At 54.5% G+C, this 19943-nt stretch carries 22 protein-coding genes; 20 read left to right on the top strand and 2 right to left on the bottom strand.

The annotated features are described in order from the left end of the window. Positions 1-23: 23 nt before the first annotated feature. The 13 genes from phnD (at position 24) to phnP (ending at position 10045) form a co-directional block, all read left to right on the top strand. Positions 24-1040 carry a phosphonate ABC transporter substrate-binding protein gene (gene phnD / locus F0Q32_RS02495; RefSeq protein WP_149461826.1) on the top strand — a complete coding sequence of 339 codons (1017 nt, stop codon included), beginning with the start codon at positions 24-26 and terminating at the stop codon, positions 1038-1040. 60 nt (positions 1041-1100) lie between these two features. After that, a complete protein-coding gene (gene phnE, locus F0Q32_RS02490) occupies positions 1101-1880 on the top strand; it encodes a phosphonate ABC transporter, permease protein PhnE (protein ID WP_103253813.1) in 780 nt (259 codons plus the stop codon). A 20-nt stretch (positions 1881-1900) separates the two neighbouring features. After that, positions 1901-2626, top strand: a complete 726-nt coding sequence (gene phnF, locus F0Q32_RS02485) for a phosphonate metabolism transcriptional regulator PhnF (protein WP_149461825.1) — start codon at positions 1901-1903, stop codon at positions 2624-2626. Continuing rightward, positions 2627-3079: a phosphonate C-P lyase system protein PhnG gene (gene phnG / locus F0Q32_RS02480; RefSeq protein ID WP_000542765.1), complete on the top strand. Its 453-nt coding sequence runs from the start codon at positions 2627-2629 to the stop codon at positions 3077-3079. Beyond that, positions 3076-3660 carry a phosphonate C-P lyase system protein PhnH gene (gene phnH / locus F0Q32_RS02475; RefSeq protein WP_000171621.1) on the top strand — a complete coding sequence of 195 codons (585 nt, stop codon included), beginning with the start codon at positions 3076-3078 and terminating at the stop codon, positions 3658-3660. Before phnG ends, phnH begins: the two co-directional genes overlap by 4 nt. Further along, on the top strand, positions 3660-4724 hold the full coding sequence (gene phnI, locus F0Q32_RS02470) for an alpha-D-ribose 1-methylphosphonate 5-triphosphate synthase subunit PhnI (protein WP_149461824.1): 1065 nt from the start codon (positions 3660-3662) through the stop codon (positions 4722-4724). The genes phnH and phnI overlap by 1 nt, the downstream gene beginning before the upstream one ends. Continuing rightward, positions 4717-5562: an alpha-D-ribose 1-methylphosphonate 5-phosphate C-P-lyase PhnJ gene (gene phnJ, locus F0Q32_RS02465; protein ID WP_000002284.1), complete on the top strand. Its 846-nt coding sequence runs from the start codon at positions 4717-4719 to the stop codon at positions 5560-5562. Before phnI ends, phnJ begins: the two co-directional genes overlap by 8 nt. Then, on the top strand, positions 5559-6317 hold the full coding sequence (phnK, locus tag F0Q32_RS02460) for a phosphonate C-P lyase system protein PhnK (RefSeq protein ID WP_001075518.1): 759 nt from the start codon (positions 5559-5561) through the stop codon (positions 6315-6317). The genes phnJ and phnK overlap by 4 nt, the downstream gene beginning before the upstream one ends. Before the next feature lie 176 nt (positions 6318-6493). Beyond that, a complete protein-coding gene (gene phnL, locus F0Q32_RS02455) occupies positions 6494-7174 on the top strand; it encodes a phosphonate C-P lyase system protein PhnL (protein WP_149461823.1) in 681 nt (226 codons plus the stop codon). Then, a complete protein-coding gene (gene phnM, locus F0Q32_RS02450; protein ID WP_149461822.1) occupies positions 7171-8307 on the top strand; it encodes an alpha-D-ribose 1-methylphosphonate 5-triphosphate diphosphatase in 1137 nt (378 codons plus the stop codon). The genes phnL and phnM overlap by 4 nt, the downstream gene beginning before the upstream one ends. Then, positions 8307-8864: a ribose 1,5-bisphosphokinase gene (gene phnN, locus F0Q32_RS02445; protein WP_149461821.1), complete on the top strand. Its 558-nt coding sequence runs from the start codon at positions 8307-8309 to the stop codon at positions 8862-8864. Before phnM ends, phnN begins: the two co-directional genes overlap by 1 nt. Next, a complete protein-coding gene (phnO, locus tag F0Q32_RS02440) occupies positions 8851-9285 on the top strand; it encodes an aminoalkylphosphonate N-acetyltransferase (protein WP_149461820.1) in 435 nt (144 codons plus the stop codon). Before phnN ends, phnO begins: the two co-directional genes overlap by 14 nt. 1 nt (position 9286) lies before the next feature. Next, positions 9287-10045 carry a phosphonate metabolism protein PhnP gene (gene phnP, locus F0Q32_RS02435; RefSeq protein ID WP_149461819.1) on the top strand — a complete coding sequence of 253 codons (759 nt, stop codon included), beginning with the start codon at positions 9287-9289 and terminating at the stop codon, positions 10043-10045. Between the two features lie 155 nt (positions 10046-10200). On the opposite strand, the gene yjdP is transcribed toward phnP, so the two are convergent. Beyond that, positions 10201-10533: a DDRRRQL repeat protein YjdP gene (gene yjdP / locus F0Q32_RS02430; protein WP_149461818.1), complete on the bottom strand. Its 333-nt coding sequence runs from the start codon at positions 10531-10533 to the stop codon at positions 10201-10203. A gap of 68 nt (positions 10534-10601) precedes the next feature. Further along, complete coding sequence (gene rpiB, locus F0Q32_RS02425) at positions 10602-11051, bottom strand: bifunctional allose-6-phosphate isomerase/ribose-5-phosphate isomerase RpiB (RefSeq protein WP_149461817.1); 450 nt, start codon at positions 11049-11051, stop codon at positions 10602-10604. Between the two features lie 357 nt (positions 11052-11408). Between rpiB and alsR the strand changes: the two genes are divergently transcribed. The 7 genes from alsR (at position 11409) to F0Q32_RS02390 (ending at position 19796) form a co-directional block, all read left to right on the top strand. Next, positions 11409-12299 carry a D-allose utilization transcriptional regulator AlsR gene (gene alsR, locus F0Q32_RS02420; protein ID WP_149461816.1) on the top strand — a complete coding sequence of 297 codons (891 nt, stop codon included), beginning with the start codon at positions 11409-11411 and terminating at the stop codon, positions 12297-12299. Positions 12300-12358: 59 nt separating this feature from the next. Continuing rightward, on the top strand, positions 12359-13294 hold the full coding sequence (gene alsB, locus F0Q32_RS02415; protein WP_149461815.1) for a D-allose transporter substrate-binding protein: 936 nt from the start codon (positions 12359-12361) through the stop codon (positions 13292-13294). A gap of 126 nt (positions 13295-13420) precedes the next feature. Beyond that, positions 13421-14953 (top strand): D-allose ABC transporter ATP-binding protein AlsA, encoded by a 1533-nt coding sequence (gene alsA / locus F0Q32_RS02410; protein WP_149461814.1) that lies wholly within the window; start codon positions 13421-13423, stop codon positions 14951-14953. After that, the gene (gene alsC, locus F0Q32_RS02405; RefSeq protein WP_149461813.1) at positions 14932-15912 is read left to right on the top strand and encodes a D-allose ABC transporter permease; all 981 of its coding nucleotides are present in this window, start codon (positions 14932-14934) and stop codon (positions 15910-15912) included. The genes alsA and alsC overlap by 22 nt, the downstream gene beginning before the upstream one ends. A gap of 10 nt (positions 15913-15922) precedes the next feature. Further along, positions 15923-16618 (top strand): D-allulose-6-phosphate 3-epimerase, encoded by a 696-nt coding sequence (gene alsE / locus F0Q32_RS02400; protein ID WP_149461812.1) that lies wholly within the window; start codon positions 15923-15925, stop codon positions 16616-16618. Further along, positions 16602-17519, top strand: coding sequence for an allose kinase (alsK, locus tag F0Q32_RS02395; protein ID WP_149461811.1), 918 nt, complete (start codon positions 16602-16604; stop codon positions 17517-17519). The genes alsE and alsK overlap by 17 nt, the downstream gene beginning before the upstream one ends. Positions 17520-17810: 291 nt before the next feature. Beyond that, on the top strand, positions 17811-19796 hold the full coding sequence (locus F0Q32_RS02390; RefSeq protein WP_149461810.1) for an alkyl/aryl-sulfatase: 1986 nt from the start codon (positions 17811-17813) through the stop codon (positions 19794-19796). Positions 19797-19943 lie beyond the last annotated feature (147 nt).

The raw sequence follows: 19943 nt of genomic DNA, 5'->3' as shown, positions 1-19943 counted from the left end.
ATCCCCATCATTGAGGAAAACGAATGAACGCTAAGATAATTGCCTCGCTGGCCTTCACCAGCATGTTCAGCCTCAGCACCCTGTTCAGCCCGGCACACGCCGAAGAGCAGGAAAAGGCGCTGAATTTCGGCATTATTTCAACGGAATCACAGCAAAACCTGAAACCGCAATGGACGCCTTTCCTGCAAGATATGGAGAAGAAACTGGGCGTAAAGGTCAACGCCTTCTTTGCTCCGGACTACGCGGGCATTATCCAGGGGATGCGCTTCAATAAAGTGGATATCGCCTGGTACGGCAATCTATCGGCGATGGAAGCGGTGGATCGCGCCAACGGTCAGGTCTTCGCCCAGACGGTCGCGGCGGATGGATCGCCGGGTTACTGGAGCGTGTTGATCGTCAACAAAGACAGTCCGATCAACAACCTGAACGATCTGCTGGCGAAGCGTAAAGATCTCACCTTTGGCAATGGCGATCCTAACTCCACCTCTGGCTTCCTCGTCCCCAGCTACTACGTCTTCGCCAAAAACAATATCTCCGCCAGCGACTTCAAGCGCACCGTCAACGCCGGGCATGAAACCAACGCGCTGGCCGTCGCCAACAAGCAGGTGGATGTGGCGACCAACAACACCGAGAACCTCGACAAGCTGAAAACCTCCGCACCGGAGAAGCTCAAAGAACTGAAGGTGATCTGGAAATCGCCGCTGATCCCAGGCGATCCGATCGTCTGGCGCAAAAATCTTTCCGAAACCACCAAAGACAAGATCTACGACTTCTTTATGAACTACGGCAAAACGCCGGAAGAGAAAGCAGTGCTGGAGCGCCTGGGCTGGGCGCCGTTCCGCGCCTCCAGCGACCTGCAACTGGTGCCGATTCGCCAGCTCGCACTGTTTAAAGAGATGCAAAGCGTGAAGGACAACAAAGGGCTGAATGAGCAGGACAAGCTGGCAAAAACCACCGCCATTCAGGCGCAACTGGATGATTTGGACCGCCTGAACAACGCGTTAAGCGCAATGAGTTCGGTGAGTAAAGCGGTGCAGTAATGTGCTCGATCGGTCCCCTCTCCCACAGGGAGAGGGAGAAAACATTAAACGGAGCCAAACATGCAAACCATCACCATTGCCCCACCCAAGCGCAGCTGGTTCTCGATCTTCAGCTGGGCCATTGTTCTCGCCGTACTGGTCGTCTCGTGGCAGGGCGCGGAAATGGCCCCGCTCACGCTGATTAAAGACGGCGGCAACATGGCGACGTTCGCCGCCGACTTCTTCCCGCCCGATTTCAGCCAGTGGCAGGATTACCTCACCGAAATGGCCGTCACGCTGCAAATCGCCGTCTGGGGCACCGCGCTGGCAGTCGTTCTCTCCATCCCCTTCGGCCTGATGAGCGCCGAAAACCTGGTGCCGTGGTGGGTGTACCAGCCCGTGCGCCGTCTGATGGACGCCTGCCGCGCCATTAACGAGATGGTCTTCGCCATGCTGTTCGTGGTCGCCGTCGGTCTCGGGCCGTTCGCTGGCGTGCTGGCGCTGTTTATTCACACCACCGGCGTGCTCTCCAAACTGCTTTCCGAAGCGGTAGAAGCAATTGAACCCGGCCCGGTGGAAGGTATTCGCGCCACTGGTGCCAACAAGCTCGAAGAGATCCTCTACGGCGTGCTGCCGCAGGTGATGCCGCTGCTGATCTCCTACTCCCTCTATCGCTTCGAATCCAACGTCCGTTCGGCCACCGTTGTTGGCATGGTCGGCGCTGGCGGGATCGGCGTCACGCTGTGGGAAGCGATTCGCGGTTTCCAGTTCCAGCAAACCTGCGCCCTGATGGTGCTGATTATCGTCACGGTCAGCCTGCTGGATTTCCTCTCTCAACGGTTGCGTAAGCACTTTATCTGATAAGCGAGGCATTGATATTTATGCACTTGTCTACACATCCGACCAGCTACCCAACACGCTATCAGGAGATAGCCGCAAAACTTGAGCAGGAGCTTCGTCAACACTACCGCTGCGGCGACTATCTTCCCGCCGAGCAGCAACTGGCGGCGCGCTTTGAGGTGAATCGCCACACCCTGCGCCGCGCCATCGACCAACTGGTGGAAAAAGGCTGGGTACAGCGCCGTCAGGGCGTCGGCGTGCTGGTGCTGATGCGCCCGTTCGATTACCCGCTCAACGCCCAGGCGCGTTTTAGCCAGAACCTGCTGGATCAGGGTAGCCATCCCACCAGCGAAAAACTGCTGTCGGTGCTTCGCCCGGCCTCCGCCCACGTCGCTGACGCGCTGGGGATAACCGAGGGCGAGAACGTTATCCACCTGCGCACCCTGCGCCGGGTCAACGGCGTCGCGCTCTGTTTAATCGACCACTACTTTGCGGACCTCACCCTCTGGCCGACGCTGCAACGTTTCGACAGCGGCTCGCTGCACGATTTTCTGCGTGAGCAAACGGGGATTGCGCTGCGCCGCAGCCAGACGCGGATCAGCGCCCGCCGCGCCCAGGCCAAAGAGTGCCAGCGTCTTGAAATTCCGAATATGTCGCCGCTGCTGTGCGTGCGCACCCTTAACCACCGTGACGGTGAAAGCAGCCCGGCGGAGTACTCCGTCAGCCTGACGCGCGCCGACATGATTGAATTCACCATGGAGCACTGAATGCACGCAGATACCGCGACCCGCCAGCACTGGATGTCCGTGCTGGCGCACAGCCAACCGGCTGAACTGGCAGCCCGCCTGAAGGCGCTGAACATCACCGCCGACTATGAGGTGATCCGCGCCGCTGAAACCGGCCTGGTACAGATTCAGGCGCGAATGGGTGGCACCGGCGAACGCTTTTTTGCCGGCGATGCCACGCTCACCCGCGCCGCCGTACGCCTTACTGACGGCACGCTCGGCTACAGCTGGGTGCTGGGGCGCGACAAACAGCACGCCGAACGCTGCGCGCTGATTGACGCGCTGATGCAGCAATCTCGCCACTTTCAAAACTTATCAGAAACCCTTATTGCCCCGCTGGACGCTGACCGTATGGCACGCATTGCCGCACGCCAGGCCGAAGTGAACGCCAGTCGGGTCGACTTCTTTACGATGGTTCGCGGAGACAACGCATGACCCTGGAAACCGCTTTTATGCTTCCCGTGCAGGATGCCCAGCACAGTTTTCGTCGCCTGTTAAAGGCCATGAGCGAGCCGGGCGTGATTGTCGCCCTGCATCAGCTCAAACGCGGCTGGCAGCCGCTGAATATCGCCACCACCAGCGTGCTGCTCACGCTGGCCGATAACGACACGCCGGTGTGGCTTTCCGCGCCATTAAGTAACGATATCGTCAGCCAGAGCCTGCGTTTTCATACCAACGCCCCGCTGGTCAATCAGCCGGAACAGGCGACCTTCGCAGTGACGGATGAGGCGATTACCAGCGAGCAGCTCAACGCCCTTTCCACCGGCACCGCCGTTGCGCCGGAAGCCGGTGCGACGTTGATTTTACAGGTCACCAGCCTGAGCGGCGGACGCATGCTGCGCCTCACCGGCGCGGGTATTGCCGAAGAACGGATGATCGCCCCGCAACTGCCGGAGTGCATTCTGCACGAACTCACCGAGCGCCCGCACCCGTTCCCGCTCGGCATCGACCTGATCCTGACCTGCGGCGAGCGCCTGCTGGCTATTCCGCGAACCACTCTTGTGGAGGTGTGCTGATGTACGTTGCCGTGAAAGGGGGCGAGAAGGCGATCGACGCCGCCCACGCCCTGCAAGAGAGCCGACGCCGGGGCGATACCGATTTGCCTGAACTGAGCGTCGCCCAGATTGAACAGCAGCTTAATCTCGCGGTGGATCGCGTGATGACCGAAGGCGGCATTGCCGACCGCGAACTGGCCGCACTGGCGCTGAAACAGGCCAGTGGCGATAACGTTGAAGCAATTTTCCTGCTGCGCGCCTACCGCACCACGCTGGCGAAACTGGCGGTGAGCGAGCCGCTCGACACCACCGGGATGCGTCTCGAACGCCGTATCTCCGCCGTTTATAAAGACATTCCTGGCGGCCAGCTGCTTGGCCCGACCTACGACTACACCCATCGCCTGCTCGATTTCACCCTGCTGGCGAATGGCGAAGCGCCGACGCTGACCACCGCCGACAGCGAGCAAGCCCCATCACCGCACGTTTTCAGCCTGCTGGCGCGTCAGGGGCTGGCGAAGTTTGAAGAGGATAGCGGCACACAGCCGGATGACATCACCCGCACGCCGCCGGTTTACCCCTGCTCACGCTCCTCCCGCCTGCAACAGCTCATGCGCGGAGACGAAGGCTATTTGCTGGCGCTGGCCTACTCCACCCAGCGTGGTTACGGACGCAATCACCCGTTCGCAGGCGAAATCCGCAGCGGCTATATCGACGTGTCGATTGTGCCGGAAGAGCTGGGATTTGCGGTGAACGTCGGCGAATTGCTGATGACCGAGTGTGAAATGGTTAACGGTTTTATCGACCCGCCGGATGAGCCGCCGCACTTCACGCGCGGCTACGGGCTGGTGTTTGGCATGAGCGAGCGCAAAGCGATGGCGATGGCGCTGGTTGACCGTGCGTTGCAGGCCCCGGAATACGGCGAGCACGCGACAGGCCCCGCACAGGATGAAGAGTTCGTGCTGGCGCATGCCGACAACGTCGAAGCCGCAGGCTTTGTCTCGCACCTCAAACTCCCGCACTACGTCGATTTCCAGGCCGAACTGGAGCTACTCAAACGTCTGCAACAGGAGCAGAACCATGGCTAATCTGAGCGGCTACAACTTTGCCTACCTCGACGAGCAGACCAAACGTATGATCCGCCGCGCCATCTTAAAAGCGGTGGCAATCCCCGGCTATCAGGTGCCGTTTGGCGGGCGCGAGATGCCGATGCCATACGGCTGGGGAACCGGCGGCATACAGCTTACCGCCAGCGTGATTGGCGAAAGCGACGTGTTGAAGGTGATTGACCAAGGCGCGGATGACACCACCAACGCGGTGTCGATTCGCAACTTCTTTAAGCGCGTGACCGGGGTAAATACCACTGAACGCACGGACGATGCGACGCTTATCCAGACGCGCCACCGCATCCCCGAAACGCCGCTGACCGAAGATCAGATCATTATCTTCCAGGTGCCGATCCCGGAACCGCTGCGCTTTATCGAGCCGCGCGAAACGGAGACCCGCACCATGCACGCGCTGGAGGAGTACGGCGTGATGCAGGTGAAACTATATGAAGATATCGCCCGCTTCGGTCATATCGCCACCACCTACGCCTATCCGGTGAAGGTGAACGGACGCTACGTCATGGACCCATCGCCGATCCCGAAATTTGATAACCCGAAAATGGACATGATGCCCGCCCTGCAACTGTTTGGCGCGGGGCGCGAGAAGCGTATTTATGCGGTGCCGCCGTTTACCCGCGTGGAAAGCCTCGATTTCGACGATCACCCGTTCACCGTCCAGCAGTGGGATGAGCCCTGCGCGATTTGCGGATCAACCCACAGCTATCTCGATGAAGTGGTGCTGGATGACGCCGGAAACCGCATGTTTGTCTGCTCCGATACCGATTATTGCCGCCAACAGAGCGAGGCAAAAAGCCAATGAATCAACCGTTACTTTCGGTCAATAACCTGACCCACCTTTACGCGCCGGGCAAAGGCTTCAGCGATGTCTCTTTTGATTTATGGCCGGGGGAAGTGCTGGGCATTGTCGGGGAATCCGGTTCCGGGAAGACCACGCTGCTGAAATCAATCTCCGCCCGTCTGACGCCGCAACAGGGGGAGATTCACTATGAAAACCGTTCCCTCTATGGCATGAGCGAGGCCGACCGCCGTCGCCTGCTGCGCACCGAATGGGGCGTGGTGCATCAGCATCCGCTCGACGGCCTGCGCCGCCAGGTGTCGGCAGGCGGCAATATCGGCGAACGGCTGATGGCGACCGGGGCGCGTCATTACGGCGATATTCGCGCCACCGCGCAGAAGTGGCTGGAAGAGGTGGAGATTCCCGCCAACCGTATCGACGATCTGCCGACCACTTTTTCCGGCGGCATGCAGCAGCGTTTGCAGATTGCCCGCAACCTGGTGACGCATCCGAAGCTGGTGTTTATGGACGAGCCAACCGGCGGGCTGGATGTGTCAGTGCAGGCACGCCTGCTCGACCTGCTGCGCGGCCTGGTGGTGGAACTGAACCTGGCGGTGGTGATTGTCACCCACGATCTGGGCGTCGCCCGCCTGCTGGCGGACCGTTTGCTGGTGATGAAACAGGGGCAAGTGGTGGAGAGTGGGTTAACCGACCGCGTGCTCGACGACCCGCATCACCCGTATACCCAATTGCTGGTGTCATCGGTTTTGCAGAATTGAATGCAACACCGTGCGCGCTGATCCCCTCACCCCGGCCCTCTCCCGGAGGGAGAGGGAGAAAACCGGCGCAATATTCAACACCGTGCACAATCGGTCCCCTCGCCCCTTTGGGGAGAGGGTTAGGGTGAGGGGCAATGTGCGCACCGCTCCCAAACATGCGAACCACGAGGCGAAAAATGATTAACGTACAAAACGTCAGTAAAACCTTCATCCTGCACCAGCAAAACGGCGTGCGCCTGCCCGTCTTACAACGCGCCTCGCTCACCGTCAACGCGGGCGAATGCGTGGTGCTCCACGGTCACTCCGGCAGCGGCAAATCAACTCTGCTACGCTCGCTGTACGCCAACTATCTGCCCGACGAAGGGCAAATCCAGATCAAACATGGTGACGAGTGGGTAGACCTGGTCACCGCGCCAGCGCGCAAAGTGGTGGAAATCCGCAAAACCACCGTCGGCTGGGTGAGCCAGTTTCTGCGGGTCATCCCGCGTATTTCGGCACTGGAAGTGGTGATGCAGCCGCTGCTCGATACCGGCGTTCCGCGTGAAGCCTGCGCCGCTAAAGCCGCCCGATTACTGACGCGCCTGAACGTGCCTGAACGCCTGTGGCACCTGGCACCATCGACCTTCTCCGGCGGCGAACAGCCGCGCGTCAACATCGCTCGTGGCTTTATCGTCGACTATCCGATTCTGCTGCTGGATGAACCCACCGCCTCGCTGGACGCCAAAAACAGCGCCGCGGTGGTGGAACTGATCCGCGAAGCTAAAACCCGCGGCGCAGCCATCGTCGGCATCTTCCACGACGAAGCCGTACGCAATGACGTCGCCGACCGCCTCCACCCAATGGGAGCCTCTGCATGATTATCAATAACGTCAAACTGGTGCTGGAAAACGAAGTGGTACACGGTTCGCTGGAGGTGCAGGACGGCGAAATTCGCGCCTTTGCCGAAAGCCAGAGCCGCCTGCCAGAGGCGATGGACGGCGAAGGCGGCTGGCTGCTGCCGGGGCTGATTGAGCTGCATACCGACAACCTCGATAAATTCTTCACTCCGCGCCCGAAAGTGGACTGGCCTGCCCACTCGGCGATGAGCAGCCACGACGCGCTGATGGTGGCGAGCGGCATCACCACCGTGCTGGATGCCGTGGCGATTGGCGACGTGCGCGACGGCGGCGATCGGCTGGAGAATCTGGAGAAGATGATCAACGCCGTCGAAGAGACGCAGAAACGCGGCGTCAACCGCGCCGAGCACCGTCTGCACCTGCGCTGTGAACTGCCACATCACACCACGCTGCCGCTGTTTGAAAAACTGGTGCAGCGCGAGCCGGTCACGCTGGTGTCGCTGATGGACCACTCCCCGGGCCAGCGCCAGTTCGCCAATCGCGAGAAGTATCGCGAATATTACCAGGGCAAATACTCGCTCACCGATGCGCAGATGCAGCAGTACGAAGAGGAACAACTGGCGCTTGCCGCACGCTGGTCGCAGCCGAATCGCGAAACCATCGCCGCAATATGCCGCGCGCGACAAATTGCCCTCGCCAGCCACGATGATGCTACGCACGCGCACGTTGCCGAATCCCACCAGCTTGGCAGCGTAATCGCCGAATTTCCCACCACGTTCGAAGCGGCGGAAGCTTCGCGCAAGCATGGCATGAATGTATTGATGGGCGCGCCGAATATTGTGCGCGGCGGTTCGCACTCCGGCAACGTGGCGGCCAGTGAACTGGCACAGCTTGGTCTGCTGGATATCCTCTCTTCCGACTACTACCCCGCCAGCCTGCTCGATGCGGCATTTCGCGTCGCCGATGGCGAGAGCAACCGCTTTACGTTGCCGCAGGCGGTGAAGCTGGTGACCAAAAATCCGGCCCAGGCGCTGAATCTTCAGGATCGCGGGGTGATTGGCGAGGGCAAACGCGCCGACCTGGTGCTGGCGCACCGCAAGGGCAATCACATTCATATCGACCACGTCTGGCGTCAGGGAAAAAGGGTGTTTTGATGATGGGAAAACTGATTTGGTTGATGGGGCCGTCCGGCTCCGGGAAAGATAGCCTGCTGGCGGAGCTCCGCCTGCGGGAACAAACTCAGTTACTGGTGGCGCATCGCTACATCACGCGCGATGCCAGCGCCGGAAGCGAAAATCATATCGCCCTGAGTGAGCAGGAGTTTTTTGCCCGCGCGGGGCAGCAACTCTTCGCATTAAGCTGGCATGCTAATAGCTACTATTATGGTGTCGGGCTGGAGATTGACCTCTGGCTGCACGCCGGATTCGACGTGGTGGTCAACGGTTCACGCGCCCATCTGCCGCAGGCGCTGGCGCGCTATCAATCGGCGCTGCTGCCCATCTGTTTACAGGTTTCGCCAGAGATCCTGCGCCAGCGCCTGGAAAACCGTGGCCGTGAAAACGCGACAGAAATTAACGCCCGACTCGCGCGCGCCGCCCGCTATACTCCTCAGGATTGCCATACGCTCAATAATGACGGCAGCCTGCGCCAGTCGGTCGACACGCTGCTGACGCTGATTCATCAGAAGGAGAAACACCATGCCTGCTTGTGAGCTTCGCCCGGCCACGCAGTACGACACCGACGCGGTTTACGCGCTGATTTGCGAGCTAAAACAGGCGGAGTTTGACCACCACGCGTTTCGCGTGGGATTTAACGCCAATCTGCGCGACCCGAACATGCGCTACCATCTGGCGCTGCTGGATGGCGAAGTTGTCGGCATGATCGGCTTGCATTTACAGTTTCATCTGCATCATATCAACTGGATCGGCGAAATTCAGGAACTGGTGGTGATGCCGCAGGCGCGCGGTTTAAACGTTGGCAGCAAGTTGCTGGCATGGGCAGAAGAAGAAGCCCGCCAGGCCGGGGCCGAAATGACTGAGCTTTCCACCAACGTGAAGCGCCGCGACGCACACCGTTTCTATCTGCGCGAAGGCTACGAGCAGAGCCATTTCCGCTTCACTAAGGCGCTGTAATATGAGCCTGACCCTCACGCTCACCGGCACCGGCGGCGCACAGGGCGTTCCGGCATGGGGCTGCGAGTGCGCGGCCTGCGTCAGAGCACGGCGCTCGCCGCAGTATCGCCGCCAGCCATGCAGCGGCGTAGTAAATTTTAACGACTCGATCACCCTGATCGACGCCGGGCTGCACGATCTCGCCGATCGCTGGTCGCCCGGATCCTTCCGGCAGTTTTTACTGACGCACTACCATATGGATCACGTGCAGGGGCTGTTCCCGCTGCGCTGGGGCGTGGGCGACACAATCCCGGTCTACGGTCCACCGGATGAACAGGGCTGCGACGATCTGTTTAAACATCCGGGACTGCTTGATTTCAGCCACACGGTGGAGCCGTTTGTGGTGTTTGATTTGCAGGGGTTGCAGGTCACGCCGCTGCCGCTCAACCATTCGAAACTCACATTCGGCTATTTACTGGAAACGGCGCACAATCGGGTGGCGTGGCTGTCTGACACCGCGGGCCTGCCGGAAAACACGGTGAAATTTTTACTCAATAATCATCCGCAGGTGATGGTGATTGATTGCAGCCATCCGCCGCGCGAGGATGTGCCGCGTAATCACTGCGATTTAAACACCGTGCTGGCGCTGAATGAGATTATCCGTTCACCGCGCGTGATTCTGACGCACATCAGCCACCGTTTTGATGCGTGGCTGATGGAAAATGCGCTGCCATCGGGGGTTGAGGCGGGGTTTGATGGGATGGTGATTGGGGTGGCGTAATAGGGTTGGTCATGTGCGCGCTGATGCCCTCACCCCGGCCCTCTCCCACAGGGAGAGGGAGAAAACTGCATATACTTAATCTCTGGCACGGTCGGTTCCCTCTCCCTGTGGGAGAGGGTTAGGGTGAGGGGTTCATGCCAGCACCTAACCCAACCTCATCGCTCATACTCATCCTCCAGCCTCTGCCGCTCATCCTCTAGCTGCCGACGTTCCTGGTCAAGCTGGCGCTGGCGGTCATCAAGTTGCCTGCGTCGATCTTCCAGTTGGCGACGGCGATCGTCATATTGCTGGCGGCTGTTATCACCGCGATAGCGCCCGTCGTCGTAGTCGCGATCGTCGTCATCGCTGGCGCGGTCACTGGATGGATTGTAAGCATCGTTAATCGCTTGCTGGATGTTGCCTATTGCATCATCAATCACATCAGCATGTGCAGGAACGATAGCCAGCGTGAGCTGGATAAATAACAGAAATAGCGGATAGCGTTTCATTAGCCATTCTCAGAAAGAAACTTCATCCACATTAGTCATTACTCATCCATGCAAGTAGTGGATGAATCTCAATTGCTTCGCTGCTCTATTGCCGCAATTGCCTCTACACGTTGTTGGTGACGACCGCCTTCGTATTGCGCGCCCAGCCACGCATCCACAATCATTTTTGCCAGTTCGAGGCCAACCACTCGTGAACCAAAGGCCAGTACGTTGGTGTCGTTATGCTGTCGCGAAAGTTGTGCGGAATAAGGTTCGCTACAGACGACCGCGCGAATCCCGGCAAACTTGTTCGCCGCTATCGAGATACCGACACCAGTACCACAAATCAAAATCCCGCCATCAACTTCTCCGCCAGCAACGGCCAGTGCGACTTGACTGGCGTAATGCGGATAATCAGTACGCTCTGACGACCATGTGCCTTTATCAATAACTTCAATACCATGCTCAACTAAATGTGCCACAACTTCATGTTTTAAAATGAAACCAACATGATCACAGCCAAATGCAATCTTTTTCATCCATTTTCTCCACACTCGCAACACTTCACAAATAAAAATCATTTGTGATGTAAATGAATTTAAAACACCCATAATCGATAAAATCCGCCTTCCAGACCTGTTTTACAGAGTTACATCCGCCAGCGCAATAATGCAAAAGATAGACTCCAACCAACAACATTCATCACCTGGAAACAAGCCAAACCAATAACACACTGTTTTTAATAAGGTTAAAATAGGTGACGTTCTGAGTCAGGCACTTCTTTTCACAATAAATCAAACTTTATAAATTTTATTTTTTTGTGAAGTCGACAGCATCTTTTCTGTTCTTGCTGTGGTGATATAGTGGCGTCTTCATTTCAAGGACAAGAGAACGTAATGAGCCAGTCAGAGTTTGCTTCAGCGCTTCCAAACGGTATCGGGTTAGCGCCTTACCTGCGAATGAAGCAGGAAGGAATGACAGAAAACGAAAGCCGCATCGTGGAGTGGTTACTCAAACCCGGTAACCTGAGTTGTGCACCCGCAATTAAAGATGTCGCAGAAGCTCTGGCGGTATCTGAAGCGATGATAGTTAAGGTATCTAAGCTGTTGGGGTTCAGCGGCTTTCGCAACTTGCGCAGTGCGTTAGAAGATTATTTTTCTCTGTCAGAACAAGTGTTACCTTCCGAGTTGGCTTTTGATGAAGCGCCGCAGGATGTGGTGAATAAGGTATTTAACATCACCTTACGCACTATTATGGAAGGTCAGTCGATCGTCAATGTTGATGAAATCCACCGTGCCGCTCGCTTCTTCTATCAGGCCAGACAGCGGGATTTGTACGGTGCTGGCGGGTCTAATGCAATCTGTGCTGACGTACAGCACAAATTTTTGCGCATCGGAGTACGCTGCCAGGCCTACCCTGACGCTCACATCATGATGATGTCCGCTTCGTTGTTGCAGGAAGGAGATGTGGTGCTGGTAGTGACCCATTCCGGGCGAACCAGTGATGTAAAAGCTGCTGTAGAACTAGCCAAAAAGAACGGGGCAAAGATTATTTGTATAACGCATAGCTATCATTCACCGATAGCGAAACTGGCCGATTATATTATTTGCTCACCAGCCCCGGAAACGCCGTTATTAGGTCGTAATGCCTCGGCAAGAATATTACAACTAACTTTGCTGGACGCTTTTTTTGTCTCTGTTGCCCAGCTCAACATTGAACAAGCCAATATTAACATGCAAAAAACTGGCGCAATTGTTGATTTCTTTTCACCAGGCGCGCTGAAATAATAAGAAGGTAATTCCGCTATTGAGGAATTACCTCTCCCCCTTACCGTGAGAACATTATTATGAATAAGTATCTGAAATGTTTCAGTGGCACACTCGTGGGCTTAATGTTGTCAACCAGCGCTTTTGCTGCCGCCGAATATGCTGTCGTTTTGAAAACTCTCTCTAATCCATTTTGGGTGGATATGAAAAAAGGGATCGAGGATGAAGCAAAAACGCTGGGCGTCAGCGTCGATATTTTTGCTTCTCCCTCAGAAGGCGATTTTCAATCCCAATTGCAGTTATTCGAAGATCTCAGTAATAAAAATTACAAAGGCATCGCCTTTGCGCCTTTATCCTCGGTGAACCTTGTCATGCCTGTCGCTCGCGCATGGAAAAAAGGCATTTATCTGGTCAATCTCGATGAAAAAATCGACATGGATAATCTAAAAAAAGCAGGCGGCAATGTGGAAGGTTTTGTGACCACCGATAACGTTGCTGTCGGGGCGAAAGGCGCGTCGTTCATTATTGACAAATTGGGTGCTGAAGGTGGTGAAGTCGCAATCATTGAGGGAAAGGCCGGTAACGCCTCGGGTGAAGCGCGTCGTAATGGCGCCACTGAAGCCTTCAAAAAAGCAAGCAAGATCAAACTAGTCGCCAGTCAGCCTGCCGAATGGGACCGCATTAAAGCACTGGATGTCGCCACCAACGTGTTGCAACGTAATCCGAACATTAAAGCGATCTATTGCGCAAATGACACGATGGCAATGGGCGTTGCTCAGGCAGTCGCAAACGCCGGAAAAACGGGCAAAGTGTTGGTCGTCGGTACAGATGGAATTCCGGAAGCCCGAAAAATGGTGGAAGCCGGACAAATGACCGCGACGGTTGCCCAGAACCCGGCGGATATCGGCGCAACGGGTCTGAAGTTGATGGTTGATGCCGAGAAATCCGGCAAGGTTATCCCGCTGGATAAAGCACCGGAATTTAAACTGGTCGATTCAATTTTGGTCACCAAATAAGTCTGGAAATATGCCGGATGGCGATGCTAAAGCATCTTATCCGGCCTACAAAATAACCTGAACATAGGCCTGATAAGCGCAGCGCCATCAGGCAATAACACGATATTTAGTGCAGAGAGGTTATTTATGGTCACGCCATATATATCGATGGCGGGGATCGGCAAGTCCTTTGGTCCGGTTCACGCATTAAAATCGGTTGATTTAACGGTTTACCCTTATGAAATACATGCGTTATTAGGCGAGAATGGCGCGGGTAAATCCACGCTAATGAAAGTGTTATCGGGAATACATGAGCCGACCAAAGGCACAATTACCATTAATAACATTAACTATAACAAACTGGATCATAAATTAGCAGCACAACTCGGCATAGGGATCATTTATCAAGAACTCAGTGTGATTGATGAATTAACCGTACTGGAAAACTTATATATCGGTCGCCATCTGACGAAAAAAATATGCGGCGTCAATATTATTGACTGGCGAGAAATGCGCATACGCGCCGCCATGATGTTATTGCGAGTAGGTCTGAAAGTTGATTTAGATGAGAAAGTGGCGAACTTATCTATCAGCCACAAACAGATGTTAGAAATCGCCAAGACGCTGATGCTCGACGCCAAAGTCATCATCATGGATGAACCCACCTCCTCACTCACCAATAAAGAGGTGGACTATCTGTTTCTGATCATGAATCAGTTGCGTAAAGAGGGTACGGCCATCGTCTATATCTCGCATAAGCTGGCGGAAATTCGCCGCATTTGCGACCGCTATACGGTGATGAAAGACGGGAGCAGCGTTTGCAGCGGCATGGTGAGCGATGTGTCAAATGACGATATCGTCCGTCTGATGGTAGGCCGCGAACTGCAAAACCGTTTTAACGCGATGAAGGAAAACGTCAGCGACCTTGCAGGCAATACGGTTTTCGAGGTGCGCAACGTTACCAGCCGTGACAAAAAAAGGGTCCGGGATATTTCATTTAGCGTCAGCCGGGGAGAAATATTAGGCTTCGCCGGGCTGGTCGGTTCCGGACGTACTGAACTGATGAATTGCCTGTTTGGCGTTGATAAACGGGCAGGTGGCGAAATTCGTCTTAACGGTAAAGATATCTCTCCACGTTCACCACTGGATGCCGTGAAAAAAGGGATGGCTTACATCACTGAAAGCCGACGGGATAACGGCTTTTTCCCCAACTTTTCTATCGCTCAGAACATGGCTATCAGCCGCAGCCTTAAAGACGGCGGCTATAAAGGCGCGATGGGCTTATTTCATGAAGTAGACGAGCAACATACCGCTGAAGCCCAGCGCGAACTGCTGGCACTGAAATGCCATTCGGTAAACCAGAACATTACTGAACTCTCCGGAGGTAACCAGCAGAAAGTGCTGATCTCCAAATGGCTGTGCTGTCGCCCGGAAGTGATTATTTTCGATGAACCTACCCGCGGCATTGACGTTGGCGCGAAAGCCGAAATTTACAAAGTGATGCGCCAACTGGCGGAGGACGGAAAAGTCATCCTGATGGTGTCATCTGAATTACCTGAAATTATCACCGTCTGCGACCGCATCGCCGTGTTCTGCGAAGGACGACTGACGAAAATCCTGACTAATCGCGATGACATGAGCGAAGAGGAGATTATGGCATGGGCATTACCACAAGAGTAAAAAGCGAAGCGAGCGAAAAGAAACCGTTCAACTTTGCGCTGTTCTGGGATAAATACGGTACATTTTTTATCCTCGCGATCATCGTCGCCATCTTCGGTTCACTGTCGTCAGAATATTTTCTGACCACCAATAACATTACCCAGATTTTTGTTCAAAGTTCCGTGACGGTACTAATAGGGATGGGAGAGTTCTTCGCTATCCTGGTCGCCGGCATCGACCTCTCGGTTGGCGCGATCCTGGCGCTTTCCGGTATGGTGACCGCCAAACTCATGTTAGCGGGTGTTGATCCGTTCCTCGCGGCGTTGATTGGTGGTGTACTGGTTGGCGGCGCGCTGGGGGCGATTAACGGCTGTCTGGTCAACTGGACAGGGCTACATCCGTTCATTATCACCCTTGGCACTAACGCAATTTTTCGAGGGATTACGCTTGTGATCTCCGATGCCAACTCAGTTTACGGCTTCTCGTTTGACTTCGTGAACTTCTTTGCCGCCAGCGTAATTGGGATACCGGTTCCCGTTATTTTCTCGTTAATTGTCGCGGTCATCCTCTGGTTTCTGACAACGCGTATGCGGCTCGGGCGCAACATCTACGCACTGGGCGGCAACAAAAACTCGGCGTTCTATTCCGGGATTGACGTGAAATTCCACATCCTGGTGGTGTTTATCATCTCCGGTGTTTGTGCAGGTCTGGCAGGTGTCGTCTCAACTGCACGACTCGGTGCCGCAGAACCGCTTGCCGGTATGGGTTTTGAAACCTATGCCATTGCCAGCGCCATCATTGGCGGCACCAGTTTCTTCGGCGGCAAGGGGCGCATTTTCTCTGTGGTGATTGGCGGGCTGATCATCGGCACCATCAACAACGGTCTGAATATTTTGCAGGTACAAACCTATTACCAACTGGTGGTGATGGGTGGATTAATTATTGCGGCTGTCGCTCTTGACCGTCTTATCAGTAAGTAAGGAATTGAAAATGAAAATCTCCCCTTCGTTAATGTGTATGGATCTGCTGAAGTTTAAAGAACAGATCGAATTTATCGACAGCCATGCCGATTACTTCCATATTGATATTATGGACGGCCACTTTGTGCCGAATCTGACGCTGTCGCCATTCTTCGTAAGCCAGGTAAAAAAACTGGCGAGTAAACCACTCGACTGCCATCTGATGGTGACGCGACCGCAGGATTATATTACTCAACTGGCGCATGCAGGGGCGGATTTTATCACTCTACATCCGGAAACTATCAACGGTCAGGCATTTCGCCTGATTGATGAAGTCCGCCATCATGGCATGAAAGTGGGGCTGATTCTTAATCCAGAAACGCCAGTAGAGGCCATGAAATACTATATCCACAAGGCAGATAAAATTACCGTCATGACCGTCGATCCCGGGTTTGCCGGACAACCGTTCATTCCTGAAATGCTTAATAAAATTGCTGAACTGAAGGCATGGCGTGAACGAGAGGGTCTGGAGTACGAAATTGAGGTGGACGGATCCTGTAACCAGGCAACTTACGAAAAACTGATGGCTGCAGGGGCGGATGTCTTTATCGTCGGTACTTCCGGTCTGTTTAATCATGCGGAAACTATCGGCGAAGCATGGAGAATCATGGCTGCGCAGATTTTGGCTGCAAAAAGCGAGGTACAGCCTCATGCAAAAACAGCATAGCGTTGTAGCTGGCGTGGATATGGGGGCAACACATATCCGCTTTTGTCTGCGGACAGTGGAAGGCGAAACACTACACTGCGAAAAAAAGCGAACCGCAGAAGCCATAGCTCCCGGCCTGGTGTCGGGTATCGGCGAAATGATTAACGAGCAACTCAGGCGCTTTAACGCTCGCTGTCATGGCCTGGTGATGGGATTTCCGGCGCTGGTCAGTAAAGATAAACGCACTATTATTTCTACGCCTAACCTGCCGTTAACAGCGGCTGATTTAGATGATCTCGCCGATAAGCTCGAAAATACGCTGAATTGTCCGGTTGAGTTTTCCCGCGACGTTAACCTGCAACTCTCGTGGGATGTAGAAGAAAACCACCTCACGCAGCAACTGGTTCTGGCGGCCTATCTCGGTACGGGGATGGGGTTCGCAGTGTGGATGAACGGCGCGCCGTGGACAGGTGCACACGGGGTGGCGGGTGAGTTGGGTCATATCCCTCTGGGGGATATGACCCGCCATTGCGCCTGCGGTAACCCTGGATGTCTGGAAACGATATGCTCAGGGCTGGCACTCAGACGCTGGTACGAGCAGCAGCCCCGAAATTATGCTCTGAGTGATCTGTTCGTCCATGCGGGAAACGTTCCTTTCGTCCAGAGTTTGCTGGAAAGCGCTGCCAGAGCCATTGCTACCAGCATTAATCTATTCGATCCCGATGCTGTGATTCTGGGCGGTGGTGTGATGGATATGCCCGCATTCCCATATGAAACGCTGATTGCGATGACTCAAAAGTATCTGCGCCGCCCATTGCCACATGGTGCTGTGCGTTTTATCGCAGCCTCATCCTCTGACTTCAACGGCGCACAGGGCGCAGCGATACTGGCACATCGCCATTTTTTTCGAAATCTGCCGTAGTCCAGCGCTCATTGCCCATGAGTAAACCGTTGGCACAGTAGCGTACTGTCCCGCTGTGCCAACGATATCACCGTATATATAATAAAAGAATGAAATAAATCATATCATTTACATAAAAAATAAAACTGTCTATTTTTCCCTCTTCAGCACAAATGCCTAATAAAATGGTTTATTCTGCTCACACTTCTTATTATTAAACTCTTCACTTTCAAATTATGATACCCGCTGATTTAAACGACATATTTTGCATAGATCATATATTTACGGGACAAATGAAAAATGGAGATTTATATGAATAACTCACGGTTTTTCCGCCTGAGCAGAATTGTTCTTGCATTAACCGCTGCCAGTAGCATGATGGTCAATATAGCCTACGCCAAAGAAGAGGCAAAAGCTGCGTCAAAATACACCCAGCAAATTAATCAGAACTATATAAAATCCCTTCCCTTTAACGATCGCCAGGATTTTGAAGACGCGCAGCGCGGATTTATTGCTCCGCTATTAAATGAAGGAAAATTAACGACGCCAGATGGCAAAGTCTATTACCGCGCACTGGATTACCAATTTGATATCAATGCGCCAGCGCCAGATACCATCAACCCCAGCCTGTGGCGTCAGTCGCAGGTCAACGGTATCTCCGGGCTGTTCAAAGTCACCGATCGTATGTATCAGGTACGCAGTCAGGATATCTCCAACATCACCTTCATTGAAGGCGATACGGGCATCATCGTCATCGACCCACTGGTAACGCCGAACGCAGCGAAAGCCAGCCTTGACCTCTACTTCAAGCATCGCCCACAAAAACCGATTGTGGCCGTGATTTATACCCACAGCCACGCCGATCACTATGGCGGCGTGAAAGGTCTTGTCAGCGAAGCGGATGTGAAAGCGGGGAAAGTGCAAATCATTGCCCCGGAAGGCTTTATGGAAGAGGCGATCAGCGAAAACGTGCTGGCAGGCAATATCATGAGCCGCCGCGCGCTTTACTCCTACGGTCTGCTGCTGCCACATAACGCGCAGGGCAATATCGGCAACGGTCTTGGCGTTACGCTCACCACCGGCGACCCGACAATCATCGCCCCAACCCGTATCATTACCAAAACCGGTCAAAAACTGAATATCGACGGGCTGGATTTCGAATTCCTGATGGCCCCGGGCAGCGAAGCGCCGTCAGAAATGCACCTCTATATTCCGGCGCTGAAAGCCCTGTGTACAGCGGAAAACAGCACCCACACGCTGCATAACTTCTATACTCTGCGCGGCGCGAAAACCCGTGATACCGCGAAGTGGACCAGTTACCTGAACGAAACGCTGGATAAGTGGGGTTCTCAGGCTGAAGTGCTGTTTATGCCACACACCTGGCCGGTGTGGGGAAATCAGCACATCAATGACTATATCGGTAAATATCGCGATACCATCAAGTACATTCATGACCAGACGCTGCATTTAGCGAATCAGGGTTACACCATGAATGAAATCGGCAATATGATTCATCTGCCGGAAACGCTGGATAAAAACTGGGCCAGCCGTGGCTACTATGGCTCCGTCAGCCATAACGCCCGCGCGGTGTATAACTTCTACCTCGGCTACTACGACGGTAACCCGGCCAACCTGAATCCGTATGGTCAGGTCGATATGGGTAAACGCTATGTCAAAGCGCTGGGCGGCTCCGCACATGCTATCAACCTCGCACGTGAAGCCTACAACCAGGGCGACTACCGTTGGGCATCCGAACTGCTGAAACAGGTGATTGCAGCCGATCCGGGCGATCAGGTCGCGAAAAACCTGCAAGCAGATACCTTCGAACAGCTCGGCTATCAGGCAGAGTCCGCCACCTGGCGCGGTTTCTATCTGACCGGCGCGAAAGAGCTGCGTGAAGGCGTGAGGAAATTCGAACACGCCAGCACAGAGTCTTCCGACACGATCAAGGGCATGACCGTCGAGATGCTGCTGGATTATCTGGCGGTACGTCTGGACAGCGACAAGGCCGCAGGCAAAAACATTAGCCTGAACTTTAATTTCTCCAATAACGATAATATGAACGTATCGCTGGAAAACAGCGTGTTGAACTATCGTAAAACGCTGCAACCGAAAGTGGACGCTTCTTTCTACATGAGCCGCAGCGATCTGCACGACGTGCTGGTCGGTCAGGCGAAAATGGCCGATCTGGTGAAAGCGAAGAAGGTGAAAATTATTGGCAATGCGAATAAATTAAATGAAGTCATTTCTTGCATGGATAAATTTGAGCTGTGGACAAATATTGTCACGCCTAATTAATCATTAAGCAAAAGTGATAAACGTGCCCTGCACAGGTCGGGGCACGTTTATAATTCACAAATCGGATAGTCAATTCCGCAAGTTAAATCAATTTTCCCGCCACCACTCTGATTATACTTTTCAGTTCGAACCGGGCGACGGTTTTAT

The organism is Pseudocitrobacter sp. 73 (assembly GCF_008369545.1).
GTDB lineage: Bacteria > Pseudomonadota > Gammaproteobacteria > Enterobacterales > Enterobacteriaceae > Pseudocitrobacter > Pseudocitrobacter vendiensis.
The sequence above is the reverse complement of the archived record's forward strand: the minus strand, read 5'-3'. Positions and strand labels throughout refer to the sequence as shown.

Bases quoted from the DNA above. Each gene is read 5' to 3' on its own strand.
- F0Q32_RS02390 (WP_149461810.1), top strand. From the start codon at position 17,811: ATGAATAACTCACGGTTTTTCCGCCTGAGCAGAATTGTTCTTGCATTA.
- alsK (WP_149461811.1), top strand. From the start codon at position 16,602: ATGCAAAAACAGCATAGCGTTGTAGCTGGCGTGGATATGGGGGCAACA.
- alsR (WP_149461816.1), top strand. From the start codon at position 11,409: ATGAGCCAGTCAGAGTTTGCTTCAGCGCTTCCAAACGGTATCGGGTTA.
- phnF (WP_149461825.1), top strand. From the start codon at position 1,901: ATGCACTTGTCTACACATCCGACCAGCTACCCAACACGCTATCAGGAG.
- phnP (WP_149461819.1), top strand. From the start codon at position 9,287: ATGAGCCTGACCCTCACGCTCACCGGCACCGGCGGCGCACAGGGCGTT.
- phnD (WP_149461826.1), top strand. From the start codon at position 24: ATGAACGCTAAGATAATTGCCTCGCTGGCCTTCACCAGCATGTTCAGC.
- phnH (WP_000171621.1), top strand. From the start codon at position 3,076: ATGACCCTGGAAACCGCTTTTATGCTTCCCGTGCAGGATGCCCAGCAC.
- phnJ (WP_000002284.1), top strand. From the start codon at position 4,717: ATGGCTAATCTGAGCGGCTACAACTTTGCCTACCTCGACGAGCAGACC.
- alsC (WP_149461813.1), top strand. From the start codon at position 14,932: ATGGGCATTACCACAAGAGTAAAAAGCGAAGCGAGCGAAAAGAAACCG.
- phnG (WP_000542765.1), top strand. From the start codon at position 2,627: ATGCACGCAGATACCGCGACCCGCCAGCACTGGATGTCCGTGCTGGCG.
- phnN (WP_149461821.1), top strand. From the start codon at position 8,307: ATGATGGGAAAACTGATTTGGTTGATGGGGCCGTCCGGCTCCGGGAAA.
- phnE (WP_103253813.1), top strand. From the start codon at position 1,101: ATGCAAACCATCACCATTGCCCCACCCAAGCGCAGCTGGTTCTCGATC.
- phnK (WP_001075518.1), top strand. From the start codon at position 5,559: ATGAATCAACCGTTACTTTCGGTCAATAACCTGACCCACCTTTACGCG.
- phnL (WP_149461823.1), top strand. From the start codon at position 6,494: ATGATTAACGTACAAAACGTCAGTAAAACCTTCATCCTGCACCAGCAA.
- phnI (WP_149461824.1), top strand. From the start codon at position 3,660: ATGTACGTTGCCGTGAAAGGGGGCGAGAAGGCGATCGACGCCGCCCAC.
- rpiB (WP_149461817.1), bottom strand. From the start codon at position 11,051: ATGAAAAAGATTGCATTTGGCTGTGATCATGTTGGTTTCATTTTAAAA.
- alsE (WP_149461812.1), top strand. From the start codon at position 15,923: ATGAAAATCTCCCCTTCGTTAATGTGTATGGATCTGCTGAAGTTTAAA.
- yjdP (WP_149461818.1), bottom strand. From the start codon at position 10,533: ATGAAACGCTATCCGCTATTTCTGTTATTTATCCAGCTCACGCTGGCT.
- phnM (WP_149461822.1), top strand. From the start codon at position 7,171: ATGATTATCAATAACGTCAAACTGGTGCTGGAAAACGAAGTGGTACAC.
- phnO (WP_149461820.1), top strand. From the start codon at position 8,851: ATGCCTGCTTGTGAGCTTCGCCCGGCCACGCAGTACGACACCGACGCG.
- alsB (WP_149461815.1), top strand. From the start codon at position 12,359: ATGAATAAGTATCTGAAATGTTTCAGTGGCACACTCGTGGGCTTAATG.
- alsA (WP_149461814.1), top strand. From the start codon at position 13,421: ATGGTCACGCCATATATATCGATGGCGGGGATCGGCAAGTCCTTTGGT.